The organism is Agrococcus versicolor (assembly GCF_039531815.1).
Classification (GTDB): domain Bacteria; phylum Actinomycetota; class Actinomycetes; order Actinomycetales; family Microbacteriaceae; genus Agrococcus; species Agrococcus versicolor.
The window spans coordinates 54,879-76,784 of the sequence record NZ_BAAAQT010000006.1 but is presented as its reverse complement, the minus strand read 5'-3'; the positions used below and the strand labels follow the sequence as shown (position 1 = coordinate 76,784).

Here is a 21,906-nt window from a genome sequence, read left to right as displayed (position 1 = left end):
CAAGCCGACGGCACCCTGCGGCGGCGATCGTGGCCGGATCGTGATCGACCCGGCCACGCCCGTCGCTAGTGGTCGCTCGCCTTCTCGGCGTTCGCGCCCGTGAAGGACCGCACCTCCATCTCCGCCTGCTTCGCGTCGTGGTCCGCCTCCGGCTTCGACAGCAGCGTGCCGACGATGCCGAGGAGGAACGCGAGCGGGATCGACACGATGCCGGGGTTCGACAGCGGGAAGAGGTCGAAGTCCAGCGCGGGGAACATCGACTTCGGTCCGCCCGACACCGCGGGCGAGAAGACGATGAGCAGGATGCAGCTCGTGAGCCCGCCGTACATCGACCACAGGGCGCCCGTGGTGTTGAAGCGCTTCCAGAACAGCGAGTAGAGGATCGTCGGCAGGTTCGCGCTCGCCGCGACGGCGAAGGCGAGCGCGACGAGGAACGCGACGTTCTGCCCCTGCGCGACGATGCCGCCGATGATCGCGACGACGCCGATCACGACGACGGTGCGCCGCGCGACCTTCACCTCCTGCTTCGGGTCGGCCTGACCCTTGCGGATGACGGAGGCGTAGATGTCGTGCGCGAACGACGTCGCTGCCGTGATGGCGAGGCCGGCGACGACCGCGAGGATCGTCGCGAACGCGATGGCGGAGATGACCGCCATGAGCACGGGGCCGCCGATCTCGAGCGCGAGCAGCGGTGCTGCCGCGTTCTGCCCGCCGGGCGTGGCCGGGTCGGTGAGCACCTCGGGCCCGACGAACGCGGCGGCGGCGTAGCCGAGCACGAGCGTGAACAGGTAGAAGATGCCGATGATCCAGATCGCCCAGACGACGCTGCGACGCGCCTCCTTGCCCGTCGGCACCGTGTAGAAGCGCATGAGCACGTGGGGCAGGCCCGCCGTGCCGAGCACGAGCGCGAGGCCGAGCGACAGGAAGTCGACCGGGTTCGGGTACTGCAGGCCCGGCGCGAGGATCGCCTCGCCCTCGGGCGACGCGTCGACCGCCATCTGCAGCAGGCGCGAGAAGTCGAACCCGACCATGGCGAGCACGACGATGGTGAGGATGCCGGCGCCGGCCACGAGCAGCACGGCCTTGATGATCTGCACCCACGTGGTGCCCTTCATGCCGCCGACGATGACGTAGACGATCATGACGACGCCGACGATCGCGACCGTGATGCCCGTCGGGACCGGACCGGACAGGCCGAGCAGCAGCGCGACGAGGCCACCGGCGCCCGCCATCTGCGCCACGAGGTAGAAGAAGCAGACGACGAGGGTCGCGAGCGCCGCCGCCATGCGCACCGGTCGCTGCTTGAGGCGGAAGCTCAGCACGTCGGCCATCGTGAAGCGGCCCGTGTTGCGCAGCAGCTCGGCGACGAGCAGCAGCGCGACGAGCCACGCGACGAGGAAGCCGATCGAGTAGAGGAAGCCGTCGTAGCCGGCGACGGCGATCGCGCCGCAGATGCCGAGGAACGACGCGGCCGACAGGTAGTCGCCGGCGATCGCGACGCCGTTCTGCGGGCCGGAGAACGAGCGCCCGCCCGCGAAGAACTCCGTCGCGGTCGCGTTGCGCTTCGAGACGCGGAAGACGATCACGAGGGTCGCGACGACGAAGATGCCGAAGACGACCATGTTGATGACCGGGTTGATCTCGTCGCTCATCGCGCCGCCTCCTCGTTCGCGTCGCCCGTGAGCTCGCCGCGCTCCATCTCCTCGCGGATGGCCGCCGCATGGGGGTCGTACCTGCGATTGGCCCACGAGCGGTAGGCCATCGTGATGCCGAACGTCGTGACGAACTGGCCGAGGCCGAACAGCAGCCCGACCGTGATGGTCGAGTCGCCGATGCGCGTCGCGAAGAGGTCGGGCGCGAAGCCCGCGAGCAGCACGTACGCGAGGTACCACAGGAGGAACAGCGCCGTGAGCGGGAGGATGAAGCCGAAGAAGGAACGCCGCAGCCCTTGGAACTCCGGGCTGCGTTGGACCGCGATGCTGCGGTCGGCGAGGTGGTCGGGGGTCGTCATGATTCGCTCTCTCCATCGAGGGCGCCGAGCGACTCGGGTGTCGTTCGGCTCTGAACTACCGATGGCACCGTACCCCGAGCACGTGCGGATGCGCATCGATCGATCCACCGGGTCGCGATGGCCGCCCGTCGCGACGTCGCGCGATGGATCGCCCCGTAGCCTGGGTGCATGTCCGATGCGACGACGACGCAGCCCGGCGCCGAGTGGTGGCGCACCGCAGTGATCTACCAGGTGTATCCGCGCAGCTTCGCGGACGCCTCGGGAGACGGGGTCGGCGACCTCGCCGGCATCGCGGACCGCCTGCCGCACCTGCAGGCGCTCGGCGTCGACGCCGTGTGGCTGAGCCCGTTCTACCGCTCGCCGCAGCACGACGGCGGCTACGACGTCGCCGACTATCGCGACGTCGACCCGCTGTTCGGCACGCTCGCCGACGCCGACCGCCTGCTCGCCGAGGCGCACGACCTCGGGCTCAAGGTCGTCGTCGACCTCGTGCCGAACCACACCTCGAACGAGCACGAGTGGTTCCAGGAGGCGCTGCGCGCCGCCCCCGGATCGCCCGAGCGTGCCCGCTACATCTTCCGGCCCGGCACGGGCGACGGCTCCGAGCCGCCGAACAACTGGCAGTCCGTCTTCGGCGGCCCGGCCTGGACGCGCGTCGCCGACGGCGAGTGGTACCTGCACATCTTCGACACCTCGCAGCCCGACCTCGACTGGCTGAACCCCGAGGTCCCCGCGATGTTCGACGACGTGCTGCGGTTCTGGCTCGACCGCGGGGTCGACGGCTTCCGCGTCGACGTCGCCCACGGCCTCATGAAGGCACCGGGCCTGCCCGACGTCGACGAGGACGCCATCACGACCGGCTCGATGGAGTCGCCGTTCTTCGGCCAGGAGTCGGTGCACGAGGTCTACCGCCGCTGGCACGAGGTGCTCGCCGAGTACGACGGCGACCGCATGCTGTGCGCCGAGGCATGGGTGCACCCGCTCGAGAAGATGGCGCGCTTCGTGCGCCCCGACGAGATGCACCAGGCGTTCAACTTCGTCTACCTCGAGACGCCGTGGGATGCCCGTCGCCTGCGCCAGGTCATCGACGAGTCGATCGCCGAGTTCGGCGCCGTCGGCGCTCCCTCGACGTGGGTGCTGTCGAACCACGACACCATCCGCCACCGCACGCGCCTCGCCCTCGTGCCGCAGCCGCCGCACGGCGTGGGCATCGGCCCGACGAGCGTGTCGAAGGCCGACGCCGAGGTGTCGCTGCGCCGCGGTCGCGCCGCGACGGCCCTCATGCTCGCGCTGCCCGGCGGCGCGTACGTCTACCAGGGCGAGGAGCTCGGGCTGCCCGAGGTCGTCGACATCCCCGCCGAGGCGCGGCAGGACCCGACCTTCCACCGCACGAACGGCGAGATGTGGGGCCGCGACGGCTGCCGCGTGCCCATCCCCTGGGAGGCCGACGCCCCCGGCTACGGCTTCTCGCCGAACGGGGCGTCGTGGCTGCCGCAGCCCGCGTCGTGGGCGACGTACGCCCGTGACGCGCAGGTCGGCGTGCCCGGCTCGACGCTCGAGCTGTACACCGAGGCCCTCCGCCTGCGGCGCGAGCACGCCCTCGGCGCCGGCACGGTCGAGTGGATCGACGCGGGCCCGGACGCCGTGGCCTTCCGCAACGGCGACGTCGTCGTGATCGCGAACGTCGGCCACGACGCGATCGACCTGCCCGCGGGCGAGCTGCTGCTCGCGTCGACCGAGCTGCACGCTGCGTCGCTGCGCGCCGACGAGACGGCCTGGGTGCGCGTCCCGCGCTAGCGGTCGCCTACTCGATCGCCCTGGCCGTCTGCGCTTCGCAGGCGATCGGCCGGCCGCGAGGGGGATGCTCCCTCGCGCATCGCCGATCGCCCGCGAAGCGCGCGCGTGTCGGCGACGTGGTCGCGCCTGCGACGTGGTCGCGCCGAATGCGTCGCAGCGATCGACGCCGCCCCCGCGCCGGCTGGCGCGAGCGACGGGATGCTGCGGCGCCTAGGGCTCGAGGATCTGCTCGCGCGTGGCGAGCCAGACGAGCGGGTCGACCGAGATGTAGTCGCCGTTCTTGATCTCGAGGTGCAGGTGGGCACCCGTCGAGCGGCCCGTGGAGCCGACGGCGCCGAGCTGCGTCGTGATGTCGACGACCTGGCCCTCCTCGACGAGGATCGAGCCTGCCGTCATGTGCGGGTACCAGGACTGGAAGAACTGGCCGTCGATGTTGTGCTCGACGATGACCTCGTAGCCGCCGCCACCGGGGTTGTTGCCCTGCCAGACCGCGACGACGACGCCGTTCGCGATCGGGAAGACGGGCGTGCCCGCGCCGGGGATGAGGTCGACGCCGCCGTGGAACGAGCCCCAGCGGTAGCCGAAGCCGCTCGACACCGGCACCTCGGCGAGCGACGGGAACGGCGACTGCGTGTAGCTCGTCTCGAGCTGCGCCCACACGTTCGGCATCGAGGGCTCGCCCTCGTAGTACGGCCCGATCGTGTCGGTGTCGGCGACGGCCTGCAGCTGCGCCAGCTCGTCGGCGTCGAGGCGCGTCGAGGCGATCTCGTCGGCGACGTTGAAGTCCTCGCGCGTGAGGACGGCCGTGACCTCCTCGTCGCCGTGGGCGCCCGACCCCGACGTCACGTCGAGCTGCTGCTCGACCTGCACGTCGCCGTAGGCGGGCGGCGCCTCGGGTGCCGGCGAGAGCGCCTGGGCGGGCAGCGAGGTCACGGCGACGAACGAGCCGATGCTGAGGATGACGCCCGCGGCGCCGAGTCGCTGCACGGCCTTGCGCGCGGCGCTCGAGCGCGCCCTGCGGCTCGGGCGCACGACGGGCGCGACCGACACGGGGCGGCGGGCGACGACGGCGGGACGCGGCGGGCGCGTCTCGCGGCGGAGGGGGCTGCGGACGGGGGTGGACGCGGCGTCGGCCTGCTCGGCACCGAGCACGGCGGCGACGGCTGCCGACACCTCGGCGCTGCCGGCGGCCTGCGCCGCGCGACGCTCGGCGCGCGTCATGGCTCGCTCGGCCTGCGGGGCGTCGGCGGCGGGTGCGGATGCCGCGACCGAGGCGGCGGCGGTCGCGACGGGGGTCGGCTCGGGGGATGAGGGCGTCGAGGCTGCGGCGGTCGTCGGGGACGCGTCGACGACGATCGAGGAGCCCTCGGGCTCGGGTGCCACGACCGACGCCGCGATGCCCGTCTCGTCGGCGCTCGGGGCGGTCGACTCCTGCGGCGCTGCGGCGGGGCGCGCGCGGCGCGTGGCCTGCTCGCCGGCGACGGCCGGCTGCTCGTCGGCGACGAAGGCCGCGCCATCGGCGGCGCGGCGGCCGCGGCGCGCGGTCGTGGCCTGCGGCGTCTCGACCGCGGCGTCGGCTGCGGTGGACGCGGGCTGCTGCAGGGCGCGACGCGCTCGGCGGCTCTCGGCGTCGACCGGGCGCACGGTGGCAGCGTCGGCCTGCGCGAGCGTGGGCTCGACGATCACGGGGAGGTCACGGGCGAGCCGCGATGCGGACTCGCGCATCTCGCGGCGCGTGCGGTAGATCGGCGATCCGCCGTCGACGACGCGCATCGCGGACGAGGTCTGACCGGAGTCGGCGTAGAGCGCGCGGGACTGGGCCTCGCGCTCGCCCTCGCGGCGGCTGCGACGGGTCGACGGCACGCCCTGGTCCGCGTCGGCCTGGGCCGACTCGTCCTGTCGTGTCACGTGGTGAGGTCCTTCGACTGCTGCTGGGAGATGCCGTCTGCCTCTCGAGGGTATCGAGAACCCGGGGGCAGGGCAGCGTCCAAGGTAACAGAACGGTAACGAGCAGGGCAAGGAAGTCGACCGCCCACGGGAGTCCTCGCCAGGCCTTGACGCGTGTGCGGATCTTCGTGTCGACGATGCCCGAGCGTCCGCTGGGGCCGAGGAGCGGGTCGGTGCCGTGAACGAAGAAGGCCCCACCTCGGAAGGTGGGGCCGAACGTGGCGAGTGAGGGATTCGAACCCCCGAATGCTGAGCAGTCTGATGTACAGCCGCTCGCGCCTGGATGCACCGCACCCCGACTGCGCGCCTGGCCCGTGAACGAGGAAGGCCCCACCTCGGAAGGTGGGGCCGAACGTGGCGAGTGAGGGATTCGAACCCCCGAATGCTGAGCAGTCTGATGTACAGCCGCTCGCGCCTGGATGCACCGCACCCCGACTGCGCGCCTGGCCCGTTAACGAGGAAGGCCCCACCTCGAGAGGTGGGGCCGAACGTGGCGAGTGAGGGATTCGAACCCCCGAATGCTGAGCAGTCTGATTTACAGTCAGATCCCTTTGGCCGCTTGGGTAACTCGCCATCGCCCCGAAGGGCAGAAGCCAGGATAGCGTGCCGCGCGGGATCCGGCGTGCACGCGCCGCGATCCGGCCTCCGGGCCGCTGCCGGGGCGGCATCCGGCATACTCGATCGCATGGCAGATTCCTCGTTCGACGTCGTCAGCAAGGTCGATCCCATGGAGGCCGAGAACGCGGTCAACCAGGCCCGCAAGGAGGTCGAGCAGCGCTACGACTTCAAGGGCGTCGGTGCCGACGTCGCGTGGCAGGGCGAGCGCATCCTCCTCAAGGCCTCCTCGAAGGAGCGCGTGGAGGCGGTGCTCGACGTCGTGCAGTCGAAGTTCGTGAAGCGCGGCATCGAGCTCAAGCAGCTCGACGTCGGCGACGCGTATCCGTCCGGCAAGGAGCACCGCATCGAGGTGGGCCTGAAGAACGGCATCAGCACCGAGGACGCGAAGAAGGTGCAGAAGATCATCCGCGAGCAGGCGCCCAAGACGGTGAAGAGCCAGATCCAGGGCGACGAGCTGCGCGTGCAGTCGAAGTCGCGCGACGACCTGCAGCAGACCATCGCGCTGCTCAAGGGCTCCGACGTCGACATCGCATTGCAGTTCGTGAACTTCCGCTGATGCTCGACCTCCTGCCCGACACCGGGCTCGGGCAGGGGCTCACCGTCGCCATCGTCGTGGTCGACGTCCTCCTGCGGATCGCCGCCGTCGCGGTCGTGCCGTACAACCGTCGCCCGCCCGCCGCGATGGCGTGGCTGCTGCTCATCATGGTGCAGCCCATGCTCGGCTGGATCATCTTCGCGACGCTCGGGCACAACCGGCTGCCGCGCGGGCGTCGCCGCAAGATGCGCGCGCTGCAGGGCGTCATCGGCGAGGTGACGCGCGACATCCCCGACGAGGAGGATCCCGAGCGCTCGGTCGAGTGGCTGCCCGGCGTGCTGCAGATGCTGCGGGCGCAGACGTCGCTCCCCCACCTCGGCGGCAACGCGTGCGTCGTGCACGACGAGTTCGACGACCAGGTCGCGTCGATGGTGCGCGCGATCGACGGTGCCGAGCGCTACGTGCACGTGGAGTTCTACCTGATCGTCGCGAGCGAGCGCACCGAGCCGTTCTTCGCGGCGCTCGAGCGCGCCCGCGGGCGCGACGTCGACGTGCGCGTGCTCGTCGACCACGTCACGAGCGTGCGATACCCGCGCCGCAAGGAGACCGTCGACCGGCTCGAGGCGATGGGCGCGCAGTGGCAGGACATGCTGCCGCTGCGTCCGCTGCGCGGCCAGTGGCAGCGCCCCGACCTGCGCAACCACCGCAAGCTGCTCGTCGTCGACGGCGACGTCGGCTTCATGGGCTCGCTCAACCTCGTCGATCCCACCTACCTGTGGACGAAGAACGTCAAGCGCGGCCTCGAGTGGAAGGACACGTGGCTCGAGGTGCGCGGCCCCGTCGTGCGCGAGATCGACGTGCTGTTCCTCGCGGACTGGTGGGCGGAGACGAACGAGCTCGTCGACCAGGGCCAGGGCGACCCAGGGCGACCCGGCGAGGTCGAGGCGTCCGTCGTGCCGAGCGGCCCCGGCTTCGAGGGCGAGAACAACCTCCGGCTGTTCCTCGAGTGCATCCACGCGGCCGTCGACCGCATCACGATCGTGAGCCCCTACTTCGTGCCGGACGATGCCATGTCGTACGCCATCACGTCGGCGGCGATGCGCGGCGTGCGCGTCGAGCTGTTCGCGAGCGCGATCGGCGACCAGTTCTGGACCTTCCACGCGCAGCGCTCGTACTACGAGTCGCTGCTGCGCGCCGGCGTGCGCATCTGGCTGTACCGCGAGCCGATCGTGCTGCACTCGAAGTTCATGGTCTTCGACGGCCAGCACTCGATCTTCGGCTCGTCGAACATCGACATGCGCTCGTTCGGCCTGAACTTCGAGATCTCGATGCTGCTCGAGGGGCCGGAGATGGCCGAGCGGCTGCGCGAGGTCGCCGAGCGCTACCGGCACGCGTCGAGCGAGCTCACGCTCGAGGCGTGGCTCGAGCGCCCGCGCATCGGGCAGATCTTCGACAACGTCGCCCGCCTGACCTCCGCGCTGCAGTAGTCGCCGCGCCCGCGCGCGCATCGCAGGTGGCCCGGGTCGCGAGGGAGCATCCCCTCGGCCACCACGGATCGCCTGCGATGCGGAGCCGCGGGCGTCAGACGGACGCGGCCGGGGCGAGCGCGGGCACCTCGTGGCGGCGCGGCGTGCCGAAGCGGTGCGCCGAGATCGACACGGCCTGCTCGCGCACGAACGTCAGCAGCTCGACGCGGCCGGCCGAGAGCACGGGCCCGCGGTAGAGGGCGACGGCGGGCGAGCCGCCAACGGCGTCCGCCGTCGCACGGGCGTCGCAGCCGACGAGGCGCACGCGCCCGCCACCGGCGACGAGGCCACCGGCCCGCGCCGCCCACGCCTCGGCATCCTCGAGGACGGCCTGCACGCCGCCGTCGCGCAGCCAGGCGCCGACCTCCGCGGGCAGCGCATCCCGCGTGCTGAGCACCACGCTGCCGCCGACGCGCATGCCGGCGGCCGCGATGCGCACGACCTCGGCGACCGACGCGCCCTCGGCGCGCACGACGGCGGGGACGGCCTGGTGGCGCAGGACGTTCTGCTCGGTCTCGAGGCCCGTCGCGTCGTGGACGGCGCCGAGCTCGCGCCACGCCTCGACGTCGGTCGCGAGCGCGCCGCGCAGCCAGGCGAGGTCCTGCTCGGATGCGCTGGCGGCCGCGGCGGCGACCGCCGCCGCGCCCAGGCCGTCCACCTCGCCGGTCGAGGTCGGCGCGTCCTCCCAGTCGGTCAGGCCGACGAGGTAGCTCGGCCCGCCGGCCTTCGTGCCGGCACCGACCGCCGCGCGCTTCCAGCCGCCGAACGGCTGCCGACGCACGATCGCGCCCGTCGTGCCGCGGTTGACGTAGAGGTTGCCCGCCTGGACGCCGGCGAGCCAGCGCTGCACCTCGTCCTCGTCGAGCGCGTGGATGCCCGACGTCAGCCCGTACTCGATGGCGTCGACGAGGGCGATCGCCTCGTCGAGCGTCGCGGCCGTCATGATGCCGAGGACGGGCCCGAAGTACTCCGTGAGGTGCAGCGGCGAGCCGGGCTGCACGCCCTCGCGGATGCCGGGACGCCAGAGCGCACCGGCGTCGTCGAGCCGCTCGGGCTCGAGCACCCACCGCTCGCCGGGCTCGAGGGTCGTGAGGGCGCCGAGCAGCTTGCCCTCGGCGGGCCCGATGAGCGGGCCCACCTTGCTCGTGGCCTCCCACGGCATGCCGATCGGCATCGAGCGGACGGCGTCGACGAGCTGCCTGCGGAAGCGCTTCGAGGTCGCGACGGAGCCCACGAGGATGACGAGCGACGCCGCGGAGCACTTCTGGCCCGCGTGCCCGAAGGCGGAGGCGGCGACGTCGCGTGCGGCGAGGTCGAGGTCCGCGCTCGGCGTGACGACGATGGCGTTCTTGCCGCTCGTCTCGGCCAGCAGCGGCAGGTCTGGGCGGATGGCGCGGAATCGCTCGGCCGTCTCGTAGCCGCCCGTGAGGATGACGCGCTCGACGGCCGCGTGGCCGACGAGGTGGCTGCCGAGCGACTGCTCGCCCAGCTGCACGTACCGCAGCACGTCGCGCGGCACGCCCGCCTCCCACAGCGCCTCGACCATGACGGCGCCGGAACGACGGGCCTGCCGCGCCGGCTTCACGACGACGGGCGAGCCCGCCGCGAGCGCCGCGAGCGTCGAGCCCGCGGGGATCGCGACGGGGAAGTTCCACGGCGGGGTCACGACCGTCAGCCCGACGGGTGCCGGCGTCGCGCCCGGGATGCGGGCGATGGCGATGCCCTGCTCGGCGTACCAGTGCGCGAAGTCGATCGCCTCCGACACCTCGGGGTCGCCCTGCTCGAGCACCTTGCCGCACTCGGCGCCCATGACCTCCAGGAGGTCGGCGCGGCGGCGCTCGAGGACGTCGCCTGCACGGTGCAGGATCTCGGCGCGGGCCTCGGCGCCGAGCGCGCGCCAGGTCGCCCCGGCCTCGACGGTCTCGGCGACGAGCGCGTCCAGCTGCGCGGCGTCGCGCACGACGCCGGCCTCCGCCGTCTCGATCCCGAGGCGGGATCCCGCCATGCGGGCGCGGATGCCGTCGCCCCATGCGCGGTTGGCCGCGAGGCTCGGATCGGTGTCGGGGGCGTTGTCGAACGTGCCGCGCGGTGCGGGTGCCGGCGGCAGCGTGCGGTCCTGCGTGCGGGCGGGCGGAGGCGTCGTCGCGGGCATCGCCGCGATCGCGGCGAGGAAGCGGTCGCGCTCGCGGGCGAACAGCGCGTCGTCGTCGCCGAGCTCGAACACGGCCGACATGAAGTTCTCGTGCGACGCGCCCTCCTCGAGCCTGCGCACGAGGTAGGCGATCGCGACGTCGAACTCCGCGGGGTGCACGACGGGCGTGTAGAGCAGGAGGGAGCCGACGGTGCGACGCACGACGGCGGCCTGCGCCGTCGCCATGCCGAGCAGCATCTCGACGTCCATGCCGGCCGAGGCGCCGCGTCGCTCGGCGAGCAGCCATGCGAGCGCGACGTCGAAGAGGTTGTGGCCCGCGACGCCGATGCGGACGTTCGCGACGTGCTCGGGTCGCAGCGCGTAGTCGAGCACGGCCTTGTACGACGCGTCGGTCTCGAGCTTCGAGCCCCACGTCGCGAGCGGCCAGCCGTGCACCTCGGCGTCGACGCGCTCCATCGGCAGGTTCGCGCCCTTCACGACGCGCACCTTGATGGCGGCGCCGCCGGCGGCGACGCGCTCGGCCGCCCACGCCTGCAGCCGCTGCATGGCCGCGAGCGCGTCGGGCAGGTACGCCTGGATGACGATGCCGGCCTCGAGCGCCTCGAGCCCGGGCGCCTCGAGGATGCGCATGAAGACCGCGAGCGTGAGGTCGAGGTCCTTGTACTCCTCCATGTCGAGGTTGATGAAGCAGCCGCCGGGCGTCTCGGCCGCGAGGCGGTAGAGCGGCAGCAGCGCCTCGACGGCGTCGTCGACCGCGGCGTCGAACGCCCACGGCGTGTGGGGGGCGACGGTCGAGGAGACCTTGATCGACACGTAGTCGACGTCGGGCCGCTCGAGCAGCCTGCGCGTGCCCTCGAGCCTGCGGGCGGCCTCCTCGTCGCCGAGGATCGCCTCGCCGAGCAGGTTGACGTTGAGGCGCACGCCGTCGGTGCTGCGCAGCGTGCGGATGCTGCGGCCGAGGCGCGCGTCGGTCGCGTCGACGACGAGGTGGCGCACCATCGAGCGCAGCACGCGTCGCGCGACGGCGACGACGGGGCGCGGGGCGAGCGGGGCGACGGCGCCGCCGAGCGCGATCGCCCACCGCAGCGGCGCCGGCAGGAAGCGGGGCGTGAGCGGCACGAGGTCGCGCAGCGCCCGCGCGGCGACCGCAGGGTCCTCGGGCCGCACGACGCCGTCGACGAATCCGACGGTGAAGGCGAGGCCGTGCTCGTCGCCGAGCACGCCCGCGAGCCTGCTGGCCGCGGCGTCGACGGGCTCGTGCCTGCTCTCGTCGAGCCACCTCCGAACGAGGGCGATCGCCTCGTCGGCGAGGCCTGCGACCTCGTCGGCGGGTCGGTCGGTCCGAGGCTGCGTCGTCGTCATGATGCCTGTCGCTTCCCGGGTCGCGCGCGCGTCCCTCCTCGCAGCGTGCACCCGAGCGACCCATCGGCAACAGCGACCATCTGCGATGATGACCGTTCGAGATCATCGAACGATGGGAGCGGCATGCTCGAGCTGCGACGACTGCGCCTGCTGCTCGAGCTCTCGCAGCGGGGCACGATCGCGGCGGTCGCGGCCGCCCTGTCCTACAGCCCGTCGACGGTGTCGCAGCAGCTCGCCCTGCTCGAGCGCGAGGCGGGCGCGGCGCTCACCGAGCCCGACGGCCGCAGGCTGCGACTCACCGACGCCGGCCGACTGCTCGCCGAGCACGCCGCGCGCGCCCTCGCGCTCGACGAGGAGGCGCGCGTCGCCGTCGCCTCGGCGTCGACGACGGCCGTCGTGCGCATCGCCGTCATGCCGACCGCCGCCGAGATGCTCGTGCCGCCCGCGCTGTCGCTGCTCGCCGGCAGGCATCCCGGGCTGCGGGTGACGATGACCGAGCTGCCGCCCGAGACCGCGCTCGACGAGCTCGCCGCGCGCGCGTTCGACGTCGTGGTCGCGGAGCAGTACCCCGGGCACGCGCGCCCGCTGCGCGACGGCATCGATCGCTCGCCGCTCGGGCACGACCCCATCCGCATCGCGGTCCCGCCCGACGATCGGGCGACGTCGATCGCCGACCTCGCGGACCGCGCCTGGGTGCTCGAGCCCGAGGGCACCGCCGTGCGCGCCTGGGCGACGCAGCAGTGCCGCGCGGCGGGCTTCGAGCCCGACGTGCGGTTCGAGGCGACGGACCTCGCGGCTCACGCGCGCCTCGTCGCCGCCGGGCACGCCGTCGCGCTGCTGCCCGACCTCGCGCTCGCCGCCGGCACGCTCGGCATGCGCCTGCTCGACCTGCCGGGCACCCCGGTGCGCGAGGTCTTCGCCGCGACGCGCACCGCCTCGCGCGGCGACGAGGCCGTGCACCTCGTGCGGGGCGCGCTCGGAGCCGTCTTCGCCGCGCTGCCGACGCCCGGCAGCGCCCGCTCGACGCCGCCGTAGGCTCGACGCATGCAGAACCTCCTCGACGGCCCGCCCGAGACCCTGCTCCCCGCCGACCCGGGAGCCGCCGCGATCGGCCACGGTGCCCACGAGCGGGAGGTCGCGGTCGCGCACCCCGACTCGGTGCTCGCATGGGCGATGCTCGCCGAGGAGGCGCTCGCCTCCGGCGAGACCGTCGAGGGGTACGCCTTCGCCCGCACCGGCTACCACCGCTCGCTCGACGCCCTGCGCCGCAGCGGCTGGAAGGGCCACGGGCCCGTGCCGTGGTCGCACGAGCCGAACCGCGGCTTCCTGCGCTCGCTCGCGGCCCTCGCGCACGCCTCCGAGCTCGTCGGCGACGACGTGGAGGCGCAGCGGTGCAGGCAGTTCCTGCGCGACTCGAGCGACGAGGCGGCGGCCCAGCTGCTCGACTGACGCGACGCCGCGTCGTCAGGCGCGGCGCACGGATCCCGTCGCCGGCTCGACGAGGAGCACGCGCTCGACCTGCTCGGCGAGCGTCCCCACGTGCGCGTCGGCGAGGGCGTCGTCGGTGACGAGGACGTCGATCTCGTCGAACGGCGCGAAGGTCGCGAGCCCGGCGACGCCCCACTTCGTGGCGTCGGCCAGCACGACGGTCGTGGCGGCCTGCGCCATGAACGCGCGGTTGGCCTCCGCCTCGAGCAGGTTGGGCGCCGTGGCGCCGCGCTCGGGGTCGATGCCGTGGCAGCCGATCACGAGGGTGTGCAGGTTGAGCTGACGGATGCCGCTCGTGGCGATGGGCCCGACGAGGGCGCCGGAGATCGTGCGCACGCCGCCGATGAGGATGACGGTCACGGCCTCGACGCCGCCGAGGACGTCGGCGACCGCGGGCGCGTTCGTGACGACCGTGAGGCCGTCGAGGTCCTCGCGCTCGGCGAGGACGCGCGCGAGCTCGAGCGTCGTCGTGCCCGAGCCGATGCCGATGGCGGTGCCCGGCACGACGAGGTCGGCTGCGGCGCGCGCGATCGCGTGCTTCTCACCCGGCTGCAGGAGCGCCTTCTGCTGCGGCTCGGGCTCGGCCTGCTCGTGCAGGAGCGGCAGGCGCGCGCCGCCGTGCACGCGCTCGACGACGCCGTCCGCCTCGAGCGCCTCGATGTCGCGGCGGACGGTCATGGGCGAGACGCCGAAGTCGTCGGCGAGCTCGGAGATGCGCACGGCGCGCTGCCTGCGGAGCAGGTCGAGGATGCGATCGCGACGGTCCGTGGCGAGCGGGACGTGCACCATGCGTGCTCCTTCGAACAGATTCGCCCACAAAGTCACACAAAAGCGAACAGAATGTCATAGTATCGGTCCATCGCATCGTTGCGCATCCTGCGCGCGACCGCGTCGAGGAGAGAGATCGATGACACGAGTGACGGCAACCACGCTGGCCGACGGTCGCGAGCTGCTCTACTTCGACGCCGACGGCAGCCCGGACCGCACGCCGAGCCCCGATCGCCGCCCCCTCGACGCGCGGCCGGCGACGCCGGCGCTGCGCCGCGATCCCCTCACGGGCGAGTGGGTCACCTTCGCCTCCGCCCGCCAAGGCCGCGTGCACCTGCCGCCCGCCGACCTCGACCCGCTCGCGCCGCAGTCGCCGACGAACCCGAGCGAGATCCCCGACGTCTACGAGGTCGCGGTCTTCGAGAACCGCTCCCCCGCGTTCGGCCCCGCGCTCGGCGAGGCCGAGGTCGGCGGCAGCGCCCTCGAGCAGCAGCAGACGGCGATCGGCCGCTGCGAGGTCGTGTGCTTCAGTCCCGAGCACACCGGATCGTTCGCGACGCAGACGCTCGAGCGCGCCCGCACGATCATCGACGCGTGGGCGCACCGCACCGCCGCCCTCAGCGCCATGCCGGGCATCGAGCAGGTGTTCGTCTTCGAGAACCGGGGCGTCGAGATCGGCGTGACGCTGCACCATCCGCACGGGCAGATCTACGCGTACCCGTACGTCACGCCGCGCACGCAGCAGCTCGTCCGCGCCATCCACGAGCACGGCGGCGACCTGCAGGGGGCCGTCCTCGAGTCCGAGCGCGACGGCGCCCGCCTCGTCGCCCAGACCGAGCACTGGGTCGCCTACGTGCCCTTCGCCGCGCGCTGGCCGCTCGAGCTGCACGTGCAGCCGCGCAGGCACGTCCCCGACCTCGCCGCCCTCGACGACGCCGAGCGCGACGACCTCGCCGCGCTGTCGCTGCGCTTGCTGGGCGCCGTCGACGCGCTCTACCCGACGCCCACGCCGTACATCGCCGCCTGGCACCAGGCGCCCGTGACCACCGATCGCGAGCTCGTGCGCCTCACGTGGCAGATCACGTCGCCGCGCCGCTCCGCCGACCGGCTGAAGTTCCTCGCCGGCTCGGAGGCCGCGATGGGCGCGTGGGTCGGCGACACGACGCCCGAGGACGGCGCGCAGCGCCTGCGCGACGCGCTCGCCCGGGTCGATGCCCGCGACGACGCCGCCGCCGGCTCCGTCCGCACCGAGCGGGAGCGCGCGAATGCGTGACGCGGCCGCCGGCTTCCTCGCCGCGTACGGCCACGACGCGACCGGCGTCTGGTCGGCGCCCGGCCGCGTCAACCTCGTCGGCGAGCACACCGACTACAACGGCGGCGCGAGCATGCCAATCGCGATCGACCGCCGCGCCGTCGTGGCGGCGTCGCTGCGGCACGACGACCTCGTGCGCGTCGGCACGGCCTTCGCCGACGGCGTCGTCGAGGTCCGCATCGCCGACCTCGCGGATGCCACGGGCTGGAGCGCCTACCCGCTCGGCGTGCTGTGGGCGCTGCTCGATGCGGAGGGCGCCGCCGACCGCGTGCGCGGCCTCGACCTCTTCATCGACTCCGACGTGCCCGTCGGCGTCGGCGTCTCCTCCTCCGCCGCCCTCGAGGCGGCCGTGTGCGTCGCCGCCGTCGAGCTGTGGGCGCTCGACACGACCCGCGAGGCGATGGTCGTCCTCTGCCAGCGCGCCGAGAACGTCGTGGCCGGCGCCCCTACCGGCACGCTCGACCAGTCGGCGGCGCTCCTGTCCCATGCCGACGCCGCCCTGCTGCTCGACTTCGGCGCCGGCTCGGTCGACGTCGTGCCGCTCGGCCTCGACGCCGCAGGCCTCGCCGTGCTCGTCGTCGACTCGACGGTGCGCCACGACCACACGACCGGCGGCTACGGCATCCGCAGGCGCGAGTGCGAGGAGGCCGCGGGCCTGCTCGGCGTCGCCCTGCTCGCCGAGGTGCCCGTCGACGGGCTCGAGGACGCCATCGCTCCCCTGCCGGACGCGCTCGCGCGTCGCGCACGCCACATCGTGACCGACACGCAGCGCTGCCTGGATGCCGCCGAGGCGGTCCGCTCGGGCCGCCCGCGCGACCTCGGCCCCATCCTCACCGCCGCGCACGCGTCGATGCGCGACGACTTCGAGGCCTCCGTGCCCGCGGTCGACGCCGCCGTCGACGCCGCGATCGCCGCGGGCGCGCTCGGCGCGCGCATCACCGGCGGTGGGTTCGGCGGCGCGTGCATCGCCCTCGTCGACGTCGACCGCGCCGACGCCATCGCGGCGGCGGTCGCCGAGCGCGTCGTCGCCGAGGGGCACCCCGAGCCCGTCGCGTTCGCGGTGCGCGCGAGCGCCGGCGCCTCGCGAGCAGACCGATGACGCGCTGGCTCGTCACGGGCGGCGCCGGCTACATCGGCGCGCACGTCGCCGAGGCGCTGCTCGCGTCGGGTCGCGACGTCGTCGTGCTCGACGACCTCTCGAGCGGCCACCGGGCGTTCGTGCCCGACGGCGCCGAGCTCGTCGAGGGCTCGCTGCTCGATCGCGCCGCCCTCGATCGCGCGCTCGCGGGCGACGTCGCGGGCGTCGTCCACCTCGCCGGCTACAAGTACGCGGGCGAGTCGGTGCGCAGGCCGCTGCACGCCTACCGGCAGAACGTCACCGCGACCGTCGAGCTGCTCGAGGCCATGCGCGACGCCGACGTGCGCCGCATCGTCTTCTCGTCGAGCGCCGGCGTCTACGGCACGCCCGACGTCGACCGCGTCACCGAGTCGACCGCGACGGCACCCGAGTCGCCGTACGGCGAGACGAAGCTCGTCGGCGAGTGGCTGCTCGCCGACGAGCGCGCCGCCGCGGCCCTCGAGGGCCGCGCGTTCGCGAGCGTCGCCCTGCGCTACTTCAACGTCATCGGCTCCGGCAGCGACCGCATCCGCGACACGAGCCCGCACAACCTCGTGCCCAAGGTGCTCGCGGTGCTCGCCGAGGGCAGGACGCCGCAGATCAACGGCGACGACTACCCCACGCCCGACGGCACGAACGTGCGCGACTACGTCCACGTCGCCGACGTCGCCCTCGCCCACGTCGCCGCGGCCGAGCGCCTCGAGCGCGGCGAGCCGCTCGAGCCCGTCTACAACCTCGGCTCGGGTGCGGGCGCCTCGAACCTCGAGCTCATGCGCGCCATCGCCGCCGCGACCGGCATCGACTTCACGCCCGGCATCGCCCCGCGACGCGCAGGCGACCCCGCCTCGATCGTCGCCGACGGCACCCTCGCGGCCCGCGACCTCGACTGGCGGATGCGGCACACGATCGACGCGATGGTCGCGTCGGCGTGGTCGGCGGCGCAGGCCGCGTCGGCCTGACGCACCCGCCCGCGCCTTCCGCCCGCACCCTCCGCCCGCTCCCTGAGGTGCGCCCTTCGAGACGGCTGCGGCTCTGCCGCGGCCTCCTCAGGATCCGCGAGCCTCGAAGGGCCGCGACGCGCGAGCGCCCGCCCGCTCCCTCTACCCGCTCCCTCCCCCCGCTCCCTGAGGTGCGCCCTTCGAGACGGCTGCGGCTCTGTCGCGGCCTCCTCAGGATCCGCGCCGCGAGCCTCGAAGGGCCGCGACCATCACCGCGCACGACGACGGGGCCCGGATCCGTGGATCCAGGCCCCGTCGCCGTGCAGCCTGGGCTCAGCCCTCGGCGCGACCTCGCGAGCGCGCGCCGAGCGCGAGCCCGAGCATCGCCAGCACGAGCGCGGCCGTCAGCAGCGCCGGCGTCCACGCGGCGTCGGCTCCCGTCACCGGGAGTGCCCCCGCACCGGAGCCTGCACCACCGGGCTGACCGGGCTGACCGGGACCGCCTGGCTGACCGGGCTGACCCGGCTGACCGGGCTGACCCGGCTGACCCGGCTGACCCGGCTGCCCGGGCTGCCCCGGCTCGCCCGGACCGGGCTGCTCCGGCTCCGGCTCCACGGGCGCCGCCACGACGATGCCCGCATCGAGCACGCGCACCTCGCTGTCGGCGAAGCCCTCGGCCGATGCGACGACCTCGGCGGTCAGTCGCGCTCCCACGGCGTCGCCGGGCAGCACGACGCCGGCCGACTCCGCCGCGGCGGCGTCGCCGGCGGCCGCGAGCGGCTCGCCGTCGAGCAGCCACCGCACCGCGATGGTCGCGTCCGCCGGGTCGGTCGCCGCGGCGACCGCGACGGTCGAGCCCGCGACCGCCTCGCCGACGAGCTCGACGCCCGTCACGACCGCGGAGCGCGCGAACGCGACGGTCGTCGTCTGCGTCTGCGTGCCGTCCGCCGACACGACGACGACCTCGGCGATCCCGTCGCGCTCGTCGGTCGCCTGCGTCACGGTGACGCTCGCGGCACCGTCGAGCGCGAAGGCGTCCAGGCGGGGGTAGGCCGAGCCCGCCACGTCGACGTCGTAGGCGAGCGTCGCCGGGTCGAAGCCCGCGATGGGCTCCCCGTCGACGCGCAGCTCGACGAGCGACGCCGTCGACGCCGGGGCGACGAGCAGCCCGCGCACCTCGACCTCGGCGACGACCATGTGCGCGTTCGGCTGCGCCGTCATGACCACGCGGACCGCGTCGGCGGTCACGCCGCCGAGGTCGACCTCCGCGAACGGAGCGCCGGAGCCGGGCACCGTGACGGGGGTCGGCCCGCCCACCGGCGTCCACGCACCGTCGACGCGCGCCTCGAACTGCACGCTGCTCGCCCACGACGTGCCGTCGCGGAAGAACGTGACGCGGACGTCGACGAGCTGCGCGGGCTCCACGAGCACGTACGAGAGCGTGTCGCTCGCGCGCTTCGTGCCGCCCACCCAGTTCGACCAGCCCTTGTCGGTCAGGTCGCCGTTCCGCGTCGCGTTCGCCGAGTAGTTCGGCTCGGTGAACGTCGCGGAGGCGACGACGCCGTCGATCGTCAGCAGGTTGGCAGGCGCACCCGCGGTGACGAGCACCGAGAGCGTCGCGGGCAGCGGCGTGCCGTCCGCATCCGCCGTGCCCGAGACCGTCACGACGCCCGGCTGCGCGAGCGCCGCGTCGTCGACGGTGGACAGGTCCCACGTGACCGGCACGTCGAACGCCGAGGCCGAGGCGGCCACGCGGGCCGGCACCGTCGACGGCACCGCCGCGGCGAGCTCCGCCGCGGTCGTGCCCTCGACGACCGTGATCGAGACGGGATCGGTGCGCGTCAGCGCACCCACCTCGACCGTCGCCTCCACGGCGAGCGGCTGGCCGTACAGGTCGGTGGCGCTGCCCTGCACGACGACCGTGCCCGGCTGCGACCAGTCGAGGCCCTCCGTGCTCCACGTCGCCGCGACGGGGGCGCCGGCGCCCCATGCGTAGATGGGCTCGACCGTGGCGGGCAGCACCGGGGCGACGCCGACGGAGGTGCGCACGGCGACGTCCGCGGCGCCGAGCGCCGTGAGCGTTCGCGGCACCCACCGCTGGTTCTCGGCATCGGCGGTCGTCCAGACGCCGACGGCCGTCCCGGGCGTCCTCCCCTGGCCGTTCACGTCGAGCACGCGGCCCGTCGCGACGTTGAGGAAGGAGAACGTGACGCCGTCGCGGGTCGTCGTGACCCAGGTCGTCGCCGCCTGCCCGACGGCCTCGGCCTCGGTCCAGGCGACGAGCTGCGTGCCGGATGCGCCGGCGGCGAGGAACCGCCCGTCGCCCGACTCGATCGCGAACCGCAGGTCGTTCGGCCTCCCCGGGGCGGCGGGTGCCGCGTGGAAGGTGAACGCCTGGGCCTGCGCGGCCTCGACGGTCGTGGGCAGGCCCTGCAGCGAGAGGGCGTTGCCGCTCGTCGCGGGCGCCTGCGCCGACAGGGGCAGGCCGCTCTGCACGCCGGCGAGCGAGACGGCGTCGCCGTCGTCGAACGCGAGCGCGTCGTCCGCGACGCCCGAGACGCCGTCGACGACGAAGGTCGTGACGGAGCCGGCGGGCACCTCGAGCGTCGCGGTCATCGTCGTCGGGTCGATCGCGACGGGCGCGCCCTCGACGAGCGCGTTCGACGACGGAGCGTCGATCGAGTCCGCCTCGGTCGTCACGACGGGCGTGACCGTCGCGCCGGGTGCGAGCGCGCCGAAGCGCGACAGGTCGAGCGTGACCGTGCGGGCCTCGCCGGCGTTGACGTGCACGATGGCGGCGCCGTCGCCCTCGGGCGTGATGGCCGAGGTCGTCTGCGCGTCGTCGGTCGCGATGATCGTCGAGCCGGGCTGGATGTAGTGGGTGAAGTTGCGCAGCGTGTCGAACTTCGAGTTCGTCACGACCTGGCAGCGTGCCGACTCCGGCAGCGCGTCGCCCTCGGTCCATCCGGCGTCGTCGAGCCGGCGCACCGAGTAGCCCTCGGTGCCGGGCTCGGCGCAGTCGAAGTCGATGAAGACCGAGCCCCAGTTGAGCCGCTCGACCTGCTCCATGTTGTAGAGGTCCTCGACCTCCTGCCACAGCACGTACGCGTCGGGCTGCAGGATGCGCAGGTCGTTCGTGATGTGCTGCGCGATGCCGAGGCCGCCCTCGATCGTGAGCGGGTCGAAGCCCTCGCCGCTCACCCAGTTGCCACCGACCTCGCTCATCCACAGCGGCAGGCCCTCGGCGCGCGCGATGTCGCGCGTCACCTCGCGGCCGCCCGTGCCGTAGGTGTGCACGTTGATCTGGTCGACGTCGTCGCGCGCCTCGGCGGAGTAGCCGTTCCAGGCGGTGTTGAAGCGTGCCGGGTTCGTCTCGTCGTTCGACGAGATGTCGGTGTCGAGGCCCGCGTCGACGAGCGCCTGCTCGACCTCGGCGAGGATCGCCTGCTGCTGCCCGGGCCCGGGGCCGGGGCAGATCTGCGCGCCCTCCTGGGTGCGTCCGCCGAGCGTCGGGAACTGCGCGCCCGCGGGCACGCTCGTGCCCCAGTAGCCGTTGCAGGGCTCGTTGAAGGGCGCGAGCGTCTGGAAGTCGATGCCGTGGTCCGACTCCATCTCGGCCACGACGGTCGCGAGATAGGTCGCGAAGGCCTCGGCGACCGCCGGGTCGGGGATGACCGACTCGTCGGTCGACGTGAGGCTGCCCGTCGCGAAGCCGCTGTTCGTCATGAAGTACGGCGGGGAGTTGCTGAACGCCTCCCAGACCATCTCGTCGCCCTGCTCCTCGGCGATCGCGTCGACCCACCAGCGCTGGGTGGCGTCGGCGTCGAGGTCGTAGGAGGCGGGGTCGGACGGGTCCCACTCGGCGAGGAAGTCCGCGCGGTCGTCGTAGGTCGACGTCGCACCTGCGGCGGGGTCGAGCTGCTCGGCCCACCAGCCCTCGACGGCCGCGCCGGGGCGCAGGTAGTCGGGCACGTCGCTCGCGTTGCCGCCGCCGATGTTGTAGCGGGCGACGTTGAGGTCGAGCCCCTCCTCGCCGAACAGGCGGTCGAAGAGCTCCTGCCGCAGCTCGGGCGGGTAGTCGCCCGTCGCGTTGGCGAACCAGACGAGGGAGGTGCCCCACCCCTGGAAGTCGCTCAGCCGGTAGGCGGGGTTGGGCGTGATCGTGACCTCGGTGGCCGCGGACGCGGGCGGCGCCGGAGCGGTGACGAGCACCCCTCCGGACACCGCCGTGGCGATCGCGAGCGCGGCCGCGAGGCCGCGTCGTCTCGGTGCGTGCATCGTCTCGACTCCTTCGTCGGGATGGTGGGATGGTGGCGCCGGGCGCCGTCGTGGGTC

14 protein-coding genes and 3 tRNA genes are annotated in these 21,906 nt (G+C 73.7%); 8 read left to right on the top strand and 9 right to left on the bottom strand.

All coding sequences use genetic code 11. The features are described from left to right. Positions 1 to 65: 65 nt before the first annotated feature. Both ABD249_RS08685 and ABD249_RS08680 read right to left on the bottom strand, forming a co-directional pair. Complete coding sequence (locus ABD249_RS08685; protein WP_344342678.1) at positions 66 to 1,652, bottom strand: solute symporter family protein; 1,587 nt, start codon at positions 1,650 to 1,652, stop codon at positions 66 to 68. Continuing rightward, complete coding sequence (locus ABD249_RS08680; protein WP_344342677.1) at positions 1,649 to 2,011, bottom strand: DUF485 domain-containing protein; 363 nt, start codon at positions 2,009 to 2,011, stop codon at positions 1,649 to 1,651. The genes ABD249_RS08685 and ABD249_RS08680 overlap by 4 nt, the downstream gene beginning before the upstream one ends. Before the next feature lie 168 nt (positions 2,012 to 2,179). On the opposite strand from ABD249_RS08680, the gene ABD249_RS08675 reads away from it, so the two are divergent. Beyond that, on the top strand, positions 2,180 to 3,808 hold the full coding sequence (locus tag ABD249_RS08675; RefSeq protein WP_344342675.1) for a glycoside hydrolase family 13 protein: 1,629 nt from the start codon (positions 2,180 to 2,182) through the stop codon (positions 3,806 to 3,808). A gap of 210 nt (positions 3,809 to 4,018) precedes the next feature. Here ABD249_RS08675 and ABD249_RS08670 read toward each other — a convergent pair whose 3' ends face one another. The 4 genes from ABD249_RS08670 to ABD249_RS08655 all read right to left on the bottom strand — a co-directional run bounded on the left by ABD249_RS08670 (position 4,019) and on the right by ABD249_RS08655 (position 6,328). Then, complete coding sequence (locus ABD249_RS08670; RefSeq protein WP_344342674.1) at positions 4,019 to 5,716, bottom strand: peptidoglycan DD-metalloendopeptidase family protein; 1,698 nt, start codon at positions 5,714 to 5,716, stop codon at positions 4,019 to 4,021. A gap of 258 nt (positions 5,717 to 5,974) precedes the next feature. Continuing rightward, positions 5,975 to 6,063, bottom strand: a tRNA-OTHER gene (locus ABD249_RS08665). Between the two features lie 47 nt (positions 6,064 to 6,110). Continuing rightward, positions 6,111 to 6,199, bottom strand: a tRNA-OTHER gene (locus ABD249_RS08660). A gap of 47 nt (positions 6,200 to 6,246) precedes the next feature. Continuing rightward, positions 6,247 to 6,328 (bottom strand) — tRNA-Tyr (locus ABD249_RS08655). A 112-nt stretch (positions 6,329 to 6,440) separates the two neighbouring features. Between ABD249_RS08655 and ABD249_RS08650 the strand changes: the two genes are divergently transcribed. Both ABD249_RS08650 and ABD249_RS08645 read left to right on the top strand, forming a co-directional pair. After that, a complete protein-coding gene (locus ABD249_RS08650) occupies positions 6,441 to 6,929 on the top strand; it encodes a YajQ family cyclic di-GMP-binding protein (RefSeq protein WP_344342673.1) in 489 nt (162 codons plus the stop codon). Next, the gene (locus tag ABD249_RS08645) at positions 6,929 to 8,395 is read left to right on the top strand and encodes a phospholipase D-like domain-containing protein (protein WP_344342671.1); all 1,467 of its coding nucleotides are present in this window, start codon (positions 6,929 to 6,931) and stop codon (positions 8,393 to 8,395) included. Before ABD249_RS08650 ends, ABD249_RS08645 begins: the two co-directional genes overlap by 1 nt. Positions 8,396 to 8,489: 94 nt before the next feature. On the opposite strand, the gene ABD249_RS08640 is transcribed toward ABD249_RS08645, so the two are convergent. Further along, on the bottom strand, positions 8,490 to 11,948 hold the full coding sequence (locus ABD249_RS08640; protein WP_344342670.1) for a bifunctional proline dehydrogenase/L-glutamate gamma-semialdehyde dehydrogenase: 3,459 nt from the start codon (positions 11,946 to 11,948) through the stop codon (positions 8,490 to 8,492). Positions 11,949 to 12,071: 123 nt separating this feature from the next. Here ABD249_RS08640 and ABD249_RS08635 point away from each other — a divergent pair, with 123 nt between their 5' ends. Both ABD249_RS08635 and ABD249_RS08630 read left to right on the top strand, forming a co-directional pair. Beyond that, positions 12,072 to 12,983, top strand: a complete 912-nt coding sequence (locus ABD249_RS08635) for a LysR family transcriptional regulator (RefSeq protein WP_344342669.1) — start codon at positions 12,072 to 12,074, stop codon at positions 12,981 to 12,983. Between the two features lie 9 nt (positions 12,984 to 12,992). Continuing rightward, positions 12,993 to 13,397, top strand: a complete 405-nt coding sequence (locus ABD249_RS08630; protein ID WP_344342667.1) for a DUF3151 domain-containing protein — start codon at positions 12,993 to 12,995, stop codon at positions 13,395 to 13,397. A gap of 15 nt (positions 13,398 to 13,412) precedes the next feature. Here the strand turns inward: ABD249_RS08630 and ABD249_RS08625 are convergent, their stop codons facing one another. Continuing rightward, entirely contained in the window at positions 13,413 to 14,225 is an 813-nt protein-coding gene (locus ABD249_RS08625) for a DeoR/GlpR family DNA-binding transcription regulator (protein ID WP_344342665.1), read from the bottom strand. Positions 14,226 to 14,343: 118 nt separating this feature from the next. Between ABD249_RS08625 and galT the strand changes: the two genes are divergently transcribed. Genes galT through galE form a run of 3 tightly spaced genes read left to right on the top strand, consistent with a single transcriptional unit; the run spans position 14,344 to position 17,592 of the window. Beyond that, on the top strand, positions 14,344 to 15,477 hold the full coding sequence (galT, locus tag ABD249_RS08620) for a galactose-1-phosphate uridylyltransferase (RefSeq protein WP_344342663.1): 1,134 nt from the start codon (positions 14,344 to 14,346) through the stop codon (positions 15,475 to 15,477). Then, complete coding sequence (gene galK, locus ABD249_RS08615) at positions 15,470 to 16,615, top strand: galactokinase (protein WP_344342661.1); 1,146 nt, start codon at positions 15,470 to 15,472, stop codon at positions 16,613 to 16,615. The genes galT and galK overlap by 8 nt, the downstream gene beginning before the upstream one ends. Next, positions 16,612 to 17,592 carry a UDP-glucose 4-epimerase GalE gene (galE, locus tag ABD249_RS08610; protein ID WP_344342659.1) on the top strand — a complete coding sequence of 327 codons (981 nt, stop codon included), beginning with the start codon at positions 16,612 to 16,614 and terminating at the stop codon, positions 17,590 to 17,592. The genes galK and galE overlap by 4 nt, the downstream gene beginning before the upstream one ends. Before the next feature lie 312 nt (positions 17,593 to 17,904). On the opposite strand, the gene ABD249_RS08605 is transcribed toward galE, so the two are convergent. Beyond that, positions 17,905 to 21,849, bottom strand: coding sequence for an RICIN domain-containing protein (locus tag ABD249_RS08605; protein ID WP_344342658.1), 3,945 nt, complete (start codon positions 21,847 to 21,849; stop codon positions 17,905 to 17,907). Between the last annotated feature and the right edge of the window lie 57 nt (positions 21,850 to 21,906).

Excerpts from the sequence above, each read along its gene's own strand:
- ABD249_RS08685 (WP_344342678.1), bottom strand. The coding sequence starts at position 1,652 with ATGAGCGACGAGATCAACCCGGTCATCAACATGGTCGTCTTCGGCATC.
- ABD249_RS08680 (WP_344342677.1), bottom strand. The coding sequence starts at position 2,011 with ATGACGACCCCCGACCACCTCGCCGACCGCAGCATCGCGGTCCAACGC.
- ABD249_RS08675 (WP_344342675.1), top strand. The coding sequence starts at position 2,180 with ATGTCCGATGCGACGACGACGCAGCCCGGCGCCGAGTGGTGGCGCACC.
- ABD249_RS08650 (WP_344342673.1), top strand. The coding sequence starts at position 6,441 with ATGGCAGATTCCTCGTTCGACGTCGTCAGCAAGGTCGATCCCATGGAG.
- ABD249_RS08645 (WP_344342671.1), top strand. The coding sequence starts at position 6,929 with ATGCTCGACCTCCTGCCCGACACCGGGCTCGGGCAGGGGCTCACCGTC.
- ABD249_RS08640 (WP_344342670.1), bottom strand. The coding sequence starts at position 11,948 with ATGACGACGACGCAGCCTCGGACCGACCGACCCGCCGACGAGGTCGCA.
- ABD249_RS08635 (WP_344342669.1), top strand. The coding sequence starts at position 12,072 with ATGCTCGAGCTGCGACGACTGCGCCTGCTGCTCGAGCTCTCGCAGCGG.
- ABD249_RS08630 (WP_344342667.1), top strand. The coding sequence starts at position 12,993 with ATGCAGAACCTCCTCGACGGCCCGCCCGAGACCCTGCTCCCCGCCGAC.
- ABD249_RS08625 (WP_344342665.1), bottom strand. The coding sequence starts at position 14,225 with ATGGTGCACGTCCCGCTCGCCACGGACCGTCGCGATCGCATCCTCGAC.
- galT (WP_344342663.1), top strand. The coding sequence starts at position 14,344 with ATGACACGAGTGACGGCAACCACGCTGGCCGACGGTCGCGAGCTGCTC.
- galK (WP_344342661.1), top strand. The coding sequence starts at position 15,470 with ATGCGTGACGCGGCCGCCGGCTTCCTCGCCGCGTACGGCCACGACGCG.
- galE (WP_344342659.1), top strand. The coding sequence starts at position 16,612 with ATGACGCGCTGGCTCGTCACGGGCGGCGCCGGCTACATCGGCGCGCAC.
- ABD249_RS08605 (WP_344342658.1), bottom strand. The coding sequence starts at position 21,849 with ATGCACGCACCGAGACGACGCGGCCTCGCGGCCGCGCTCGCGATCGCC.